We start from the raw sequence: 16,388 nt of genomic DNA on the forward strand, positions 1-16,388 counted from the left end.
CTGCCGCTCGGTCCTTGACCGGCGGGGCGTCCGCCCCCGTTCGCCCAACCCATCCCTCAAGCGCGTTGCAAAGTACCGGTCGTCAGGCGGCGAAAAGCCGAAGGCAATCCTGTGCGCCTCGTCAGACAAGATGTGCGGCCGCATCAATCGGGCCCAAAAGCCGCACTCTCACGAATAGGACGGGCTAGCTCCGGATGAGCACGGGTGATTTCGTCGCAGAGCCGCCGTGCCAACGCGTTCTGTATAATGAAGGCCTTCCTCGTCGCCAGCAGCAGGGATAGCAGGTGAACAAGCTGAGCGCGCCGCGCAGTACGGGCCGCCCTCCATTGAAGAGCACTTTCGATCGCAAGCTTCGAGACATACCCTAAGGCTGCAATCACAGCACCGATCAGCGCCGTGCTCAGCCATCCCGGTATTTGCTGCATGGGCCCCTCGACTTTCGTACTCGGGTAGCCCCAAGTCTAGCCGATTTCCTGCGAGCAAGCACTCAGCTTGATTCACCGCGTCCTGCGGAACGTCAGATTGATCCGCTTCCCTCCCAGCAGCGCATGCTCGCCATCGGCGAGCGGAGCGACGCCGTGATAGGCGAGCCGGCTCGGCCCGCCCCAGACGACCACGTCGCCATGGACGAGCCGGAAGCGGCGCGGCTTGTCGCTGCGCGCCAGGCCGCCGAACAGGAAGGTGGCGGGCAGTCCGAGCGAGACCGAGACGATCGGCGCCGAATAGTCCAGCTCGTCCTTGTCCTGATGCAGCGACAGCCGCGTGCCGGGCTCGTAGCGGTTGACGAGGCAGGCGTCGGGCGCAAAGCCGGTGAACCCGCCCTGCTCCGCCGCGCGCCGGGCCAGATCGCGCAACACCGGCGGCATCGCGGGCCAGGGCGCGCCGGTTCGCGGATCGATCGGATCATAGCGATAGCCGGTGTGATCGGTGATCCAGCCGCGCTCGCCGCAATTGGTCATGGCCACTGACATCTGATAGCCGCCGGGCGTGGTCATGCGCCGGAACGGCGACTGCGCTGAGATCGCGCGCACGGCCGCAATCAGCTCGCTCTCGATCGGCTTGACGAAGCCGCGCAGCAGCACGGCGCCGTCGGCGATCTCCTCACGCGACGGCTGTGCCTCGGCGGCCGTGTCGAACAGATCACCCGTCAATCGCAGCGCTCATTTGGCATCGTGGAAGATCACACCCAGCGTGTGGCGCTGGCCGGACCTGATCCGACTGACGCCATGGCGGAGATTAACGCGGTAGATGCCGCGTGTCCCCTGCACCGGGCGGTGATGCACGGCAAAAGCGACCGCATCGCCCTGCATCAGTGGCACGACCTCGGCGCGCGACTGCATGCGCGGGCGCTGCTCGGTCAGCACGAACTCGCCTCCGGTGAAATCGCGTCCCGGCTCGGACAAGAGGATCGCGACCTGGAGCGGGAAGACGTGCTCGCCATAGAGGTCCTGGTGCAGGCAATTGAAGTCGCCCGCCTCATATTGCAGCAGCAGCGGCGTCGGTCGCGCCTGGCCTGCCTCGTGGCAGCGCTTGAGGAATGCCGCATGCGCGGCGGGATAACGGATATCGATCCCCATCGCCTCGTTCCAGCGATTGGCAACGCCCTGAAGATGCGCATAGAGCGCGGGGCGGAGCTGCGCGATCAGATCGGGCAGCGGATAGGAGAAATATTTGTACTCGCCCCGGCCAAAGCCGTGGCGGCCCATGACGATGCGGCTGCGGAAGCCTGCATCATCAGGATAGAGCGCGGCGATGGCGCGGCATTGGTCCGGCGTCAGCAGATTCTTCAGGACGGCGCTGCCCTGGGCGTCGAGCTCGGCCGTGATCTGGGGCCAGTCGAGGGTGTCGACATGGGCGGCGAGGTCGGTTCCAGAATCAGGTGCGGCAATACGTTTGGCGACGGCCATGGCGATCATCCTATCCACATCTGTCATTCCGGGGCGCGCCCTCTTGGGCGCGAGCCCGGAATGACGGAGAGTGTGTCGCAAGTCCTGGCGGCCGCAACCACCCGATTCCCGATGATCTCGCCGTCATTGCGATGAGCCCCTGCGACGAAGCAATCCAGAGTCCCTCCGCGGAACCAGCCTGGATTGCTCCGCTTCCGCCGTCGCTCTTCGAGCTATGGCGGACAAGTCGCTCGCAATGACGGCGGAGAGGTATCAGCCTCGCACCGGCAGCGTCGTCACGTCGTAGCCGTGCTTGATCGTCCGTTTCAGCACGGGGTCCTCGAGCTCGAACTCGAAGCGGTCGGCGGGGCGGATGCCGCCCTTGGCGGCGAAGGTGCCGCCGAACATGGCGCAGCCGTCGGGGAACTTGCCACCCTCAAAGCCGCGCGCGATGAGGTCGGCGACCGGCAGCATCGCGTCCAGCGTGCCCTCCTGGTAGAGCACGCGCTCGCCCTTGATGGTGGCGTAGGAACGCAGGATCATCCTGTCCCAATGGCCGATGACGTCCTCGAGCTCCCAGAGCGTGGATGCGACCGGCTTGTCGCACATCTGCTTGGAGACCGTGACGTTGTAGGCCTCGACCTTGCGGTCGGTATGGTCGGAGCCGCAGCCGACGAAGATGCGGCCCTGCCAGCCGATCAGCACGAATTCGACCTCGCCGGAGGAATCGCCGCCGCAGCATTCGATGCGGTCTTCCTGGGTCAGCCGCCGCGCCGAGGCGCGATAGAAGATCGGCGTCGAGGCCGGCGGGGCGATGCCCATCTCTTGCAGCTCGGCGATGTGCTTGTCGCGCGCGACGGGATCGCGGCCGGTCCAGCCGGCAATGACCATCTGGTCGATCGCCAATGTCAGCGGCGTGGTGGTGTCCTGGGCGTCGACGGTGAAAGTCAGGTCAAACACGAATTACGGCCTCCATGCCGGCAGCAAGCTCGAAAATACGACGGTCAGATCCGCCCGCGCCCGCCAGCATCAGGCCGATGGGAACGTCGCCCTCGCGATGCGCGGGCAGCGAGATGGCGCAACCGTCGATCATGTTGATGAGGGTGCAATTGCGCAGCGCCCGCAGGTTTTCCCTGGTGAACGCCTTGTCATCGGCGAGATCGGAAATCTTCGGCGGCGTGTTGGCGGTGGTGGGCAGTACCAGCGCGTCATAGGGCGCGACGCGCGCATTGACGCGGGCGATCAGCGAGCGGCGCTCGTTGAGGAGATCGATGTAGTCGGCCGCGCTCTGCGCCTCGCCGCGCATGATGCGCACGGAGACCCTGGGGTCGTAGACGTCGCCCTTGGCCGTGATGAGGTAGCGATGCCAGGCGTAGCTTTCGGACGCCGCAAAGCCGCCCTTGGCGTTCATCGGGCCGATGTCGTGAAATTCGGCCATCTCGATGCGCTCGATGATCGCACCGTGATCGGCGAGGCTCTTGAGCGCGCGCTCGAACGTCGAGGCCACGTCCGCGTCGAGATCGTCGAGCGCAATCGTGGTCGGCACTGCGAGCCGCATGCCCTTTACCGGTCGCGGCTTCAGCGGGACGATCGGCTCGTTCGCGAGCACGGCATCGAGAATGGCACAGCAGCTGACCGATCGCGCCAGCGGCCCGATGCTGTCGAGCGAGAAGGACAGCGGCACGGAGCCGTCCAGCGGCACGCGGCGCTGCGTCGGCTTGTAGCCGACGATGCCGTTGAAGGCGGCCGGAATCCGGCAGGAGCCGCCGGTGTCGGTGCCGAGCGCGCCATGCGCCATGCCGTCGAGCACGGACACCGCGGCGCCCGAGGACGAGCCGCCGGGCACGTGTCCCTCGGCTCGGTTCCAGGCGCCCTTCGGCGTGCCGTAATGCGGATTGATGCCGATGCCGGAATAGGCGAACTCGGTCATGTTGGTCCGCCCGATCACGACGAAGCCGGCCTTGCGCAGCCGCGCCACCGTCGCGGCGTCCTGATCGGCGGGCGCAGAATCGTCGAGCGCGCGGGAGCCGGCGCGCGTGACCTGGCCCTTGATGTCGAAGAGATCCTTGATCGAGACCGGGATACCGGCATAGCGCGACGGCGCCGCCTTGACCTTGCGCAAGCCGTCCATCGCATCCGCGGTTGCGAGCGCGGCGTCCTTGTCGACGTGGATGAAAGTGCGCTGGCCCTCGCCGGCAGGGTCGGCGATCCTGGCGAGGCATGCCTCGACCAGCTTGCGGGAGGTCGTGCGGCCGCTTTCGAGGTCGTCGGCGAGCTTCGCCAGTGTCGGAAAATCGGGCATGTCTGTCTCACGGAATATTGCGCGCGCAATCTATAGCGCCGCCTCGGTTCGACACAAGCACTGTGCGCATGATGGCATGCATGCGCATTGCTGGACCGTTGACGCGCGATGGTCGATTGTCGCATCACAATCGAAACAGCCAGGCGTGAAGCCCAGGCCTTATCAAGCATTGCCTTTGGGAGGGTTTTCCGACATGGCCGAACCGCAGCGCGCGCGCCCGAAACCGACGCCGGAGACCCAGCATTTCTGGGACGGCACGAAAGCGGGCGAATTGCGTTTGCAGCGCTGCGACGCCTGCGCGCATGTCTATTTCCCGCCGCGTCCGTTCTGCCCGTCCTGCGCCTCGCGCAAGGTCAGCATCTTCAAGGCGAGTGGCAAGGGTTTCCTCTACAGCTACGTGATCAATCATCGTCCCGCTGCTCCCGGCTTCACGCCGCCTTATGCGATCGCGGTGGTCGAGCTTGCCGAAGGACCGCGGATGATGAGCAACATCATCGATTGTCCGCAGACGCCGGAGGCGCTCGAGCTCGACATGAAGCTCGAAGTCGCCTTCGAGGCGCTCGACGACAAGATCACCCTCCCCGTGTTCCGTCCGGCGAAGGGGTAAGCCGTGCGCAGCAACCAGGTTGCCGTCGTCGGCGCGGCCGAGACCACCGAACTCGGTGTCATCCCCAATATGTCGCAGCTCCAGCTCCACGCGGATGCGGCGCTCAACGCCATCGCGGATGCCGGGCTGAAACTCTCCGACATCGACGGCTTTGCCACCGCGGTCGAAACGCCGCAGCAGGTCTGCCATTATCTCGGCATCAAGCCGACCTGGGTGGACGGCACCTCGGTCGGCGGCTGCTCGTTCATGCTGCACGTTCGCCATGCCGCTGCGGCGATCGAGGCAGGTCTCTGCAAGACCGTGCTAATCACGCATGCCGAGAGCGGCAAGTCGATGATCGGCAAGGCGCCGCGTTCGATCCCCGCCGACAGCCTGCAAGGGCAGTTCGAGGCGCCGTTCGGCGTCTACGGTCCGCCCAGCATGTTCCCGATCCCCGTGCTGCGCTTCATGAAGACCTACGGCATCACCCACGAGCAGCTCGCCTCGGTGGCGGTCGTGCAGCGGGAATGGGCGGCGAAGAATCCGCGTGCGATGATGAAGGACCCGATCACGGTCGCCGACGTGCTCAACTCGCGCATGATCGCCTATCCGTTCCGGCTCTTGCAGTGCTGCCTCGTCACCGACGGCGGCGGCGCCCTGATCCTGACCTCGGCCGACCGCGCCAAGGATTTTCCGAGGAAGCCCGTCTACATCATGGGCACTGGCGAGAGCGTGGAAACGCCGATGGTCAGCCAGATGGAGACTTTCAACTCCTCGCGCGCGTTCAAGACTGCCGGCCCGCTGGCGTTCAGGGAAGCCGGCATCGCGCACCGGGATGTCGACCATCTCATGATCTACGATGCGTTTGCGCATCTGCCGTTGTTCGGCCTTGGCGACCTCGGCTTCATGCCGCACGAGGAAACTGGCCAATTCATCGCTGATGGCAACACGCGCCCCGGCGGCAAGCTGCCGCTCAACACCAATGGCGGCGGCCTGTCCTACATGCATTCGGGCATGTACGGCATGTACGCGCTCCAGGAGAGCGTGCGCCAGATGCGCGGGATTGCGCCGGCACAGGTGCCGAATGCGAAGATTTCGGTGTGTCACGGCGTCGGCGGCATGTTCGCGGCATCAGGCACCATCGTGTTTACGAACGAGAGGTAACGACTGTCATTCCGGGGCGGCGCGTCAGCGACGAGCCCGGAATCCATAACCACGATCGGGAGTATGGATTCCGGGCCTGCGCCTTGCGGCGCATCTCGGAATGACGGCGGAAATTGGAACGGCTAGCGGAGAACCCACATGAGCAAATCACTGCAAGACAAGGTCATCATCGTCACCGGCGCAGGCCGCGGCATCGGGCGCGAGATCGCGCTGCTCTGCGCGGCGGAGGGCGCCAAGGTCGTCGTCAACGACCCCGGTGCTGCCGCCGACGGCGCCGGTTCCAGCGCTTCGCCTGCCGAGGAGGTGGTCGACGAGATCAAGAAGCGCGGCGGCATCGCGGTGCCCAATTTCGAGTCGGTGGCGGAAGCCGTCCCCGCCAGCAAGATCGTGAAGACCGCGACCGATCATTTCGGCAAGCTCGACGGCGTCGTCAACAATGCCGGCATCCTGCGCGACATGATCTTCCACAAGATGAGCGTGGAAGCGTTCGAGGCCGTCATCAAGGTTCACCTGATGGGCTCGTTCTACGTCAGCCACGCCGCGGCGCGGATCTTTCGCGAGCAGGAGAGCGGCTCCTTCGTGCACTTCACCTCGACCTCCGGCCTGATCGGCAATTTTGGCCAGGCCAACTACGCCGCGGCCAAGCTCGGCATCATCGGACTGTCGAAGTCGATCGCGCTCGACATGGGCCGCTTCAACGTCCGCTCCAACTGCGTCTCGCCGTTTGCCTGGACCCGCATGATCGGCACCATCCCGACCGAGACCGAAGCCGAGAAGGCGCGTGTCGAGAAGATCAAGCAGATGGGCCCGGAGAAGATCGCGCCGATCTGCGCCTATCTGCTCTCCGATGCCGCCAAGGACGTCTCCGGACAGATCTTCGGCGCACGCATGAACGAGCTGTTCCTGTTCAGCCAGAACCGCCCGCTGCGCTCTGTTCATCGCAGCGAGGGCTGGACGCCGCAAACGATCGCGGAACACGGCATGCCGGCACTGAAGGGCTCGTTCTACAAGCTCGATCGTTCCGCCGACATCTTCCCCTGGGATCCCGTCTAGCCGTTTTCCCAGCAATTGTTGCATTGCGATCTCCGGTTGTCCGGCCGGAGATCGCCCGCATTACGCCCGATTGCGGGCGAATGGTTTCCTTCCAACAAAAAACGGGAGGCGACTATGACAAAATCACTGACCAATTCTGCCGATACTGACGAGCCTTGCCTCGGGCGCCGCACCCTCCTGAAGCGCGCGGCGGCTGCAGTGGCCGCGACGGGCGTCACCATGAACGCAGCCCTGGCCGCCTCCGTTACGCCGTTCGGCCAGACCGCTACGCCGACGAGGTCGACGGCGCCATTGCCCTTGGGACCTCTGCCCGGCAGCCGCTACCCGGACTCCCGTCTGGAATCCGCGAAGAAGGGGCCGCCAACGTTCGGGCCTGCCGACTTCCCGGCCTTCGCCGGCACCATGGCGGTCGAGCGTGTTGCAACCGGCTTCCGATGGGCCGAGGGTCCCGTGTATTTCGCGGCCGGACGATACCTGCTGTTCAGCGACATTCCCAACAACCGCATCATGCGCTTCTCGGAGGATGACGGTCACGTCAGCGTCTACCGTCAGCCCTCGATGAATTCGAACGGCAACACCATCGATCGCGAAGGACGCCTGATCACTTGCGAGCATAGCGGTCGGCGCGTGACACGGACCGAACTCGACGGCTCGATCACCATCATTGCCGACAAATTCAATGGCAAGCGACTGAACTCGCCGAACGATGCGGTCGTTACCGCCGATGGCGCGATCTGGTTCACCGATCCGGCCTACGGCATCGGTGGCTTCTATGAGGGCATCAAGGCCGACCCCGAGCAGGAGAAGAAGAACGTCTACCGCGTCGACCCGAAAACCGGCGACGTCAAGGTCGTCATCGACGATTTTGTGGAGCCCAACGGGATCACCATCTCGCCCGACGAGAAGAAGCTCTACATCTGCGAGACCGGATTCACGGACGGACCGGACAACCCATCGCATATCCGCGTGTTCGACCTCGACGTGGCGGCGGGGAAGGTGTCGACCAGCAAGGTCTTCGCCGAGATGCCAAAGCCAAGCATCACCGACGGCGTCCGCTGTGACACCGAAGGACGGGTCTGGTGTTCGGTGGGCTGGGGCGATCCGAACGAAGACGGCGTGCGCTGCTATACGGCCAACGGCCAACTGCTTGGCAAAATTCACATCCCGGAAACCGTCGCCAACCTGAGCTTCGGCGGGCAGCAGCGAAACAGACTCTATATCTGTGGCTCGACATCGCTCTATGCTGTGTACACCGGTGTGCAGGGCGCACTAAAGCCGTGAACATCAACGAATAGCGAATGGTGGGTAGCGAATAGTCGGCAGCGCACGCCTTCTGTTCGCTACTCGCCCTACTACCCGGTATTCCGCAATCCGGCCGAAATGCCGTTGATCGTCAGCTGAATCCCGCGCAGCACCTGCTCGTCCGGGTTCTGCGCGCGATGCTCTTTCAGCAATTCGACCTGCACGTGGTTGAGCGGATCCAGATAGGGGAAGCGGTGGCGCACCGAGCGCTCCAGCAGCGGGTTGCCCTGGAGCAGCCGGTCCTGGCCCATGATGTCGAGCAGCGTCTCGATGCAGGAATGCCATTCACGGCGGATGCGGCCGAAGATCTTTTCGCGCAAGGCTTCGTCCGGCACGAGCTCGGCATAGCGCGAGGCGATCGCGATCGAGCTTTTCGCCAGCACCATGTCCATGTTCGAGAGCAGCATGCGGAAGAACGGCCATTCCCTGTAGAGCTCTTTCAGGAACGGCATGCCCTTGTCGGGATGCTCCGCGATCCATTGCTCGACCGCGCTGCCAAAGCCGTACCAGCCCGGCAGCATCAGGCGGCATTGCGCCCAGGAGAACACCCAGGGAATGGCGCGCAGATCCTCGATCGCGCGGGTCTTCTTGCGCGAGGCCGGACGGCTGCCGATGTTCAGCGTCGCGATCTCGTTGATGACGGTGGACGCCCAGAAATAATCGACGAAACCGTCGGTCTCGTAGACGAGGCCGCGATAGGCCTTGAAAGCCAAATTTGAAAGCTCGTCCATCGCGGTGAGATATTCGCGGCGCGGCGCGCTCTGGCGCGGGTGCAGCAGGCTTGCCTCCAGCGTCGCGGCCGCGAGGATCTCCAGATTGTTGCGCCCGACTTCGGCGTTGGAATATTTCGACGAGATGATCTCGCCCTGCTCCGTGATGCGGATCTGTCCGTTCACCGCCCCACCGGGCTGCGCGATGATGGCGTCATAGCTCGGGCCACCACCGCGGCCGACCGAGCCGCCGCGGCCGTGGAACAGGCGCAGCCGCACGCCGTGGCGCTCGAACACGTCGACGAGTCCGATTTCAGCCTTGTAGAGCTCCCAGCCCGAGGTGACGAAGCCGCCGTCCTTGTTGCTGTCGGAATAGCCGAGCATGACCTCCTGTACGCTGCCGCGGCTGTCGACGAGGCGGCGGTAATCGTGCAGCGACAGCATGCGGTCCATGATGGCGCTGGAGGCCTGCAAATCCTCGATGGTCTCGAACAGGGGCACGATGTTGATGGCGCTGCGCCCGGAGGGATGGACGAGGCCGACCTCCTTGAGCAGCACGGCCACTTCGAGCATGTCGGACATGCCCTTGCACATCGAGATGATGCATTGGGGAATGGCGTCCGAGCCGAACTTCGCATGCGCCTCCGCGGCGGAATGGAAGACGTTGAGCTCGCCCATGGTCTCGTCGCTGTATTTGACGAATGGCGAGACCAGCGAGCGCGTCGAGCGCAGCTCGTTGGTGAGCAGCGAGATGCGCGCGTCCTCGCCCAGAGCGAGATAGGACATGCCGGGGTTCGCCGCGTCCATCAGCTCGGCGATGGTACGTTCGTGCACGGCAGAATTCTGGCGGATGTCGAGCCGCGCCAGATGGAAGCCGAAGCAATCCACCGCACGCCGCAGCAGCCGCAGCCGGCCGCGGGCGATGACGCGGGCATTGTTGGAGATCAGCGAGCGGTGCAGCACGTCGAGATCAGCCTGCAGCTCCCTGACGGTCTCGTAAGGCCTGCCCTTGCCGACCGGCCGGCGCGTGATCTCGACCTCGAGCTTTTCGGCCGTCGCCGTCAGGCGCGCATAGATGCCGGAGACCGCGAGACGATAAGGCTCGCCGCTCCGGTGCGGCGAGGTGTCGGGCGAGCGTTCCGCCAGCGTCCGCAGCTCCTCGGAGACGTCGGCGAGGTGCGCTGCGATCGACAGCTCCGAGCCGAGCACATGCAGCTCGTTGAGATAGAATTGCATCACCCGGCTCGACTGCAGCCGCAGCGTCCCGCGCATCACGTCGGCGGTGACGAAGGGATTGCCGTCGCGGTCGCCGCCGATCCAGCTGCCCATGCGCAGGAACGAGGCGAGCTCGCTTGCAGCCGCCTCGCCAGCCTCCTCCAGCCGGTCTTCGAGCACGTTGACCAGCCGCGGCACCTCGCGCAGGAAGGTGTAATCGTAGAACGACAGGCCGTTCGCGACCTCGTCGAGCACGGTGAGCTTGGTCCGGCGCAAGAGATTGGTCTGCCACAGCGTCAGCACCTCGCGGCGAAGCTGTTCGTCGCTGGCGGCGGCCTCGTCCGCGGTCAGCGCAACGCGCTCGCGGCGGTCCAGCAGGCTGGCGACCTCCATCTCGCGATCCATGGTGCTCTTGCGGCGAACCTCGGTCGGGTGCGCGGTCAGGACCGGGCTGACCAGCGCGGTCTTGAAGAAATTGCGCAGCATGTCGGAGCTGATCCCGGCGTCCCTGGCGTGGGCCAGCGTCTCTGCCAGCACACCGGAACCGGTGCTCTGGGCGGCACTGCGGGCGCGCATCTGGCGAATGTTGTTCTGGTCCTCGGCGATGTTGGCGAGGTGGGAGAAATAGCTGAAGGCGCGGACGATCCGCACCGTCTCCGAGGTCGACATGCTGTCGAGGATCTGCTCGAGCTCGCGGCGGGCGAGCCGGTCCTCGTCGCGGTGGAACCGGATCGAGGTCTGGCGGATCCGCTCGACCAGGTCGAACAATTCCGCGCCTTCCTGGTCGCGCACGGTGTCGCCCAGGATACGTCCAAGCAGGCGGATGTCGTCACGCAGCCGCGCATCTGCCTCCAGCGCCTGGGCGTCCTCAGCGCGGTTCGCGCGGTTGTCAATGGCGTCGGGTGGCACGGTCTGGAGGGACATGGCTCGCTTCCTTGTTCGAGCTCGCTTCGCTGCCCGGCTCAGCCGAGTGTGCAAGTTTTTTGCCGCAGCGCAAGATGAAGTTGGGGGCGGCGCACACTGAAAGGGACGATCGCTCCTTGCGCTAGGCCGGCACGATCACCTTGCCGATCGGCCAGAGCGCGATGCCCGCGAGCTTCAGATGGGCCCATGCGAAGGGGATGCCGATGATGGTGATGGCGAGAACCAGCGCGGTCAGGGCGTGGCCGAGCGCCAGCCACCAGCCGGCGAGCACGAACCAGATGATGTTGCCGATCACCCCGAGCGGGCCGGTGCCGATGTCGCTCGTGCCGGTGACCTCGTAGCGGTTGACCGCTCTCGAGCCGAACGGCAGCAGCGTGTAGACGGCGATGTTGAACGCTGCCCGCGCCCAGGGCAGGCCGATGATGGTGATGGCCATGATGACGGCGGCAACCAGCCAGCCGAACGCCATCCAGGCACCACCGATGAGAATCCAGAGCAGGTTGAGCAGGATGGAAACGGGAGCCATGGGATGATCCGGAGGTTAATGACCCCGTCTGTATAGCACGACCGCCGAAGTCGCGGAGCGTTCAGCGGCCTCGAAGGGCCCCGGATTACGTTTCGCTCCATACGGGCTTCAAACGACCGCTACCGCCCCTCGAACTTCGGCTCACGCTTCTCCATGAACGCCTTCATGCCCTCGGCCATGTCCTGTGTCTTGAACAGCGGCAGAAGCTGGAGGTAGACGTGGTGAACGTGATCGGAGAAGTTCTCGTTGAGGCCCATCCGCATCATGCGCTTGGAGGCCTGCACCGCGAGCGGCGCGTTGGCTGCGATTTCGCGGGCGATGGCGCGGGCGCGGCCCATCAAGTCGGCATCCGGCACGACCTCGTTGGCGAGGCCCCATTCCAGACACTCGCGGGCGCTGAGCGTCCGGCCGGTGAAGATCAGCTCGGAAGCCTTGGCCCAGCCGAGCATCCGAGGCAGCAGCCAGGTGCCGCCGGATTCCGGCACGACGCCGCGCTTGACGAAGGCCGCCGCAAGCTTCGAGGATTCCGCCATGATGCGGATATCGCAGCCGAGCGCGGTGTCCATACCATAACCGGCGGCGCCGCCGTTGACGGCGCAGATGGTCGGCTTGTCCATCGCCTGAAGCACGGTCGGCGGCGTGTTGCGCAGATTGATCGTGGTCGGCGAAGACGCGGCACTGAGGCCATTGCCGTCGCGCTCCCGACGCAAATCGAGGCCGGCGCAGAATGCCCGCCCCTTGCCGGTGAGGATCACGACGCGGACGTTGCGGTCCTCATTGGCCTCGGTCAGCAGCCGCGCCAAATCGTTCAGCATCGGGCCGGAGATCGTGTTCATGCGCTCCGGCGCATTCAGCGTGATCACCGCGATGTGGTCGGCGACCTCATAGAGGACTTCGTTTGCGGCGTCGGTCCTAATCATTCGTTCCTGTGTTCGTAGCCCGGATGGAGCGCAGCGAAATCCGGGGTCTTTTTGACGCGAGCACCGCCCCGGATTGCGCTTCGCTCCATCCGGGCTACAAGGCCCTCAAATCTTCCGCCCCGCCTGCTCCCAATAGGGATCGCGCAGGCGGCGCTTGAAGATCTTTCCGGAGTCTTCGCGCGGCAGCCCGCTGCGGATCTCGATGTGCTTGGGCACCTTGTAGTCGGCGAGCGACGTCTTCAGCCTTGCGCGGACATCGGACGCATCGAGCGTGACACCCGGTTGCGGCTCGACCACGGCCATCAGCGCCTCGCCGAATTCGGCATCGGGGATGCCGAACACGGCGCAATCATGCACGCCGGGTACGGCGTGAAGCACGGATTCGATCTCGGCCGGATAGATGTTGACGCCACCTGAGATCACCATGTCGCGCTTGCGGTCGCAGATGAAGACGTAGCCGTCCTCGTCGATATAGCCGACGTCGCCGGAGGTGATGAAACCGTCGCGATCGATCTCGGCGCGCTTCTCCGGCTTGTTGTGGTAAGTGAAATCAGCCATTTCGGCCATGCGGGAATAGATCTCGCCGATCTCGCCCACGGGGAGCACGCGGCCGTCATCGCCGATGAAGCGCAGCTCGGCGCCGGGCGAAATCCTGCCGACTGTGCCGGGCTTTTTGAGCGCGTCCTCGGAGGTCGCGAAGGTGACGGCGCTGGATTCAGTCGAGCCGTAGAATTCGTAGATCACCGGCCCCCACCATTCGATCATGGCGCGCTTGACGTCGGCCGGACATGGCGCGGCGGCATGGATGATGTGGCGCAGCGAGGAGACGTCGTACTTCCTGCGGACCGTCTCCGGCAGCTTCATCAGGCGGATGAACATGGTCGGCACCATGAAGATGGTGTCGATCTTGTACCGTTCGATCAGCTCCAGAAACTCTTCGGCCTCGAAGCGCGGCATCAGCACCAGCGCGCCGCCGAGCTTGCCGGCGCGAATGCCGAACGAGTTTGGTGCGGAGTGATAGAGCGGACCCGGCAGAATCGCGCGGGCGCCGGGTTTCAATCCATAGATCATCGCGCGCATGCGCTCGCCGGCCGCCGCCTGTTCCGGCGTGGGCGCATCGCGCCTTACGCCCTTGGGATGGCCCGTTGTCCCTGACGTGTAGATCATGTTCATGGGCTGCGGCACGACCGGGCCGTCATAGGGCTGGTGTTGCGCCAGCCAAGATTCGAAATCAATCGCGAAGTCCGGCGTCTTCAGATGATCTGGATTGATCTTGTAGTTGGACAGGATCTCCGGCGGCGTCGGCACGCTGAGCACGGTGACGCCTTTCGGGATCGCATCGCGCAGGGCGTGCAGCATGTCGGCATGTCCGATCAGCACGGACGTGCCGGTATCCCCGAGGATGTAGTTGATCTCCTCCGGCTTGAAGTGCCAGTTGATCGGCACGCCATAGGCGCCTAACCGCATCGCGGCGTAGGCCGCTTCGAGGAAGGCGATGTCGTTGCGCATCAGCATGCAGACGCAATCGCCCTGCCTGACACCGATTTTGGCGAGGCCGCTCGCGATGCGATCCGCGCGGTTGGCGACTTCGGCGTGGGCACGGCGGCGCTCGCCGGAGACGATGCCGAGGAATGGGGACGTTTCGCTCATTTTTGTTTTTCTTTGTTGTTTAGCGACTTTGTCAGTTAGTCGTCATCACCGGGCTTGTCCCGGTGATCCACGTTCTTGCTTGCCGCTTCGGACCAAGAACGTGGATGGCCGGGACATCTAGCGCGAAGGCGCGCTTCGCGCTTTTGCCCGGCCATGACGGAGAGCCTGTCAGTCCACATACCTCGCCGCACGCTTCTCCAGATTGGAGCGCACCGCCTCGGTCTGGTTCGCACTGCCGATTAGCTTCTGCTGCTCGACGGATTCGGCGAGCAGCGCCGGGCCGGGATCGACCGAGAGATTGTTGAGCAGGCGCTTTGCGGCGCGGATCGCATCGGGGCTCTTGCCGGCGATTTCGCGCGCGACTTCGAGAGCCGTGGCGCGCGGGTCGTCGCAGATGCGCGTCGCGAGGCCGTACGTCATTGCCTCCTGCGCGGAGAAGATGCGGCCGGTGTAGGTGAGATCGCGCAGGATGTCATCGCGCACGAGCGAGGCCAGGATCGGCGTGCCTGCCATGTCGGGCACGAGGCCCCATTTGATCTCCATCACCGACATCCGCGCATCGGGTGAGAGAAAGCGCATGTCGGCACCGAGCGAAAGCTGGAACCCACCGCCGAAAGCGACGCCGTGCACGGCCGCGATCACCGGAACCGGCAACTGACGCCAGCCCCATACCGCCTGTTGCGGAAAGTTCGCCTGGCCATGCGTGCGCTTGGTGAGATCGCGATTTTCGCCACCCGGAATTCCGTTGCCGCCTGTCTCCTTCATGGCGGCAAAACGCCCCATGTCGAGACCGGCGCAGAAGGCGCGGCCTTCGCCCGAGAGCACGACGACGCGCACGCCCTTTTCCTTCGAAAGCCGGTCGGTTGCGGCAACAAGGGCCTCGAACATCGCCTGATCAAGCGCATTCATCTTGTCCGCGCGCACCAGGCGCACGTCGGCGACGCCTTCCGAGATCGAGATCGAGACGCGCTCTTCCATGGATGAATTCTCCCCTGTTCTTGTTCAGTGCCGCTTTACAGGAAGCCGGCGGCCGGATTTAGTCAATCGACCAATTAACTGACAATGCCTGCGGAGGAAACAGCCATGTTCAAGGAAAATCTTCTGGCCGGCCGGTGCATTCTCGTGACCGGCGGCGGCACCGGGCTCGGCAAGTCGATGGCGGCGCGCTTCCTCCAGCTTGGAGCAGAGGTGCACATCTGCGGCCGGCGCAAGATCGTGTGCGACGAGACCGCGACTGAGCTGATGGACCTGCATGGTGGCCGCGTCACAAGCCACGGCGTCGACATCCGCAACGCGCTCGCGGTCGAAGAGATGATCGAGACCATCTTTCGTGACGCTCCCCTCACCGATCTCATCAACAACGCCGCCGGCAATTTCATCTCGCGCAGCGAGGAGCTGTCGCCGCGCGGCTTCGATGCCGTCGCCAACATCGTCATGCACGGCACGTTCTATGTGACCCATGCGGTCGGCAAGCGCTGGATCGCCTTGAAGCAGCCCGGCAATGTCGTTTCCATCACCACGACCTGGGTGCGCAACGGCTCGCCTTACGTGGTGCCGTCCGCGATGAGCAAGTCGGCGATCCACGCCATGACGATGTCTCTCGCGACCGAATGGGGCCGCTACGGCATCCGCCTCAACACGATCGCGCCGGGCGAGATCCCGACCGAGGGCATGAGCAAGCGCATCAAGCCCGGCGACGAAGCCGGCGCACGCACCAAGGCGATGAACCCGATGGGCCGCGTCGGCACCATGGAGGAATTGCAGAACCTCGCGGTGTTCCTGATCTCCGGCGGCTGCGACTGGATCAGCGGCGAGACCATCGCGATGGACGGCGCGCAGGCGCTGGCTATGGGCGGCAATTTCTACCAGCTCCGCGACTGGGGCGACGACGACTGGAAAACCGCGCGCGAGAGCATCATGGCGCAGAACGAGAAGGATCGGGCGAAGCGGGGCTAGTTGTCGTCTCGCGAAAGCGAACGTGTGAAGCGCTGACGCTCTCACTCCGCCCTCACCTGTCGTCCCTGCGAAAGCAGGGACCCATAACCCCAGGGAGAAGTTTGACGCGAGACCGGTAACTCCGAGTCTTCGCCAAACTTCTCCCTGTGGCTATGGGTCCCGGCTCTGCGCTTCGCTTGTCCGGGACGACAGCC

14 protein-coding genes are annotated in these 16,388 nt (G+C 64.7%); 5 read left to right on the forward strand and 9 right to left on the reverse strand.

Annotated features, from left to right (window positions below; translation table 11 throughout):
• Positions 1-497: 497 nt before the first annotated feature.
• The 4 genes from alkB to QJT78_RS05055 all read right to left on the reverse strand — a co-directional run bounded on the left by alkB (position 498) and on the right by QJT78_RS05055 (position 4,188).
• Positions 498-1,151 carry a DNA oxidative demethylase AlkB gene (alkB, locus tag QJT78_RS05040; protein ID WP_028146917.1) on the reverse strand — a complete coding sequence of 218 codons (654 nt, stop codon included), beginning with the start codon at positions 1,149-1,151 and terminating at the stop codon, positions 498-500.
• Positions 1,152-1,160: 9 nt separating this feature from the next.
• Entirely contained in the window at positions 1,161-1,907 is a 747-nt protein-coding gene (locus QJT78_RS05045; RefSeq protein ID WP_028146916.1) for a 2OG-Fe(II) oxygenase, read from the reverse strand.
• 252 nt (positions 1,908-2,159) lie between these two features.
• The gene (locus QJT78_RS05050; protein ID WP_038942994.1) at positions 2,160-2,846 is read right to left on the reverse strand and encodes a DUF2848 domain-containing protein; all 687 of its coding nucleotides are present in this window, start codon (positions 2,844-2,846) and stop codon (positions 2,160-2,162) included.
• Complete coding sequence (locus QJT78_RS05055; protein ID WP_028146914.1) at positions 2,839-4,188, reverse strand: amidase; 1,350 nt, start codon at positions 4,186-4,188, stop codon at positions 2,839-2,841. Before QJT78_RS05055 ends, QJT78_RS05050 begins: the two co-directional genes overlap by 8 nt.
• 193 nt (positions 4,189-4,381) lie before the next feature.
• On the opposite strand from QJT78_RS05055, the gene QJT78_RS05060 reads away from it, so the two are divergent.
• The 4 genes from QJT78_RS05060 to QJT78_RS05075 all read left to right on the forward strand — a co-directional run bounded on the left by QJT78_RS05060 (position 4,382) and on the right by QJT78_RS05075 (position 8,272).
• Complete coding sequence (locus tag QJT78_RS05060) at positions 4,382-4,795, forward strand: OB-fold domain-containing protein (protein ID WP_027568974.1); 414 nt, start codon at positions 4,382-4,384, stop codon at positions 4,793-4,795.
• A 3-nt stretch (positions 4,796-4,798) separates the two neighbouring features.
• A complete protein-coding gene (locus QJT78_RS05065; RefSeq protein WP_028146913.1) occupies positions 4,799-5,938 on the forward strand; it encodes a thiolase in 1,140 nt (379 codons plus the stop codon).
• A gap of 138 nt (positions 5,939-6,076) precedes the next feature.
• On the forward strand, positions 6,077-6,991 hold the full coding sequence (locus QJT78_RS05070) for an SDR family oxidoreductase (RefSeq protein WP_028146912.1): 915 nt from the start codon (positions 6,077-6,079) through the stop codon (positions 6,989-6,991).
• 114 nt (positions 6,992-7,105) lie between these two features.
• Positions 7,106-8,272, forward strand: coding sequence for an SMP-30/gluconolactonase/LRE family protein (locus QJT78_RS05075; protein WP_028146911.1), 1,167 nt, complete (start codon positions 7,106-7,108; stop codon positions 8,270-8,272).
• Between the two features lie 71 nt (positions 8,273-8,343).
• On the opposite strand, the gene ppc is transcribed toward QJT78_RS05075, so the two are convergent.
• The 5 genes from ppc to QJT78_RS05100 all read right to left on the reverse strand — a co-directional run bounded on the left by ppc (position 8,344) and on the right by QJT78_RS05100 (position 15,216).
• The gene (gene ppc / locus QJT78_RS05080) at positions 8,344-11,142 is read right to left on the reverse strand and encodes a phosphoenolpyruvate carboxylase (protein ID WP_028146910.1); all 2,799 of its coding nucleotides are present in this window, start codon (positions 11,140-11,142) and stop codon (positions 8,344-8,346) included.
• 121 nt (positions 11,143-11,263) lie between these two features.
• Positions 11,264-11,668 carry a YccF domain-containing protein gene (locus QJT78_RS05085; RefSeq protein WP_028146909.1) on the reverse strand — a complete coding sequence of 135 codons (405 nt, stop codon included), beginning with the start codon at positions 11,666-11,668 and terminating at the stop codon, positions 11,264-11,266.
• A 119-nt stretch (positions 11,669-11,787) separates the two neighbouring features.
• The gene (locus QJT78_RS05090; RefSeq protein WP_028146908.1) at positions 11,788-12,588 is read right to left on the reverse strand and encodes an enoyl-CoA hydratase/isomerase family protein; all 801 of its coding nucleotides are present in this window, start codon (positions 12,586-12,588) and stop codon (positions 11,788-11,790) included.
• A gap of 105 nt (positions 12,589-12,693) precedes the next feature.
• Complete coding sequence (locus QJT78_RS05095; protein ID WP_028146907.1) at positions 12,694-14,238, reverse strand: acyl-CoA synthetase; 1,545 nt, start codon at positions 14,236-14,238, stop codon at positions 12,694-12,696.
• Between the two features lie 168 nt (positions 14,239-14,406).
• A complete protein-coding gene (locus tag QJT78_RS05100; protein ID WP_028146906.1) occupies positions 14,407-15,216 on the reverse strand; it encodes a crotonase/enoyl-CoA hydratase family protein in 810 nt (269 codons plus the stop codon).
• 105 nt (positions 15,217-15,321) lie between these two features.
• Here QJT78_RS05100 and QJT78_RS05105 point away from each other — a divergent pair, with 105 nt between their 5' ends.
• A complete protein-coding gene (locus QJT78_RS05105; RefSeq protein WP_028146905.1) occupies positions 15,322-16,194 on the forward strand; it encodes an SDR family oxidoreductase in 873 nt (290 codons plus the stop codon).
• Positions 16,195-16,388: the final 194 nt, after the last annotated feature.

Origin of the sequence: Bradyrhizobium sp. Mp27, assembly GCF_029953005.1 — a bacterium.
In the GTDB taxonomy this organism is placed as follows: Bacteria; Pseudomonadota; Alphaproteobacteria; order Rhizobiales; family Xanthobacteraceae; genus Bradyrhizobium; species Bradyrhizobium barranii.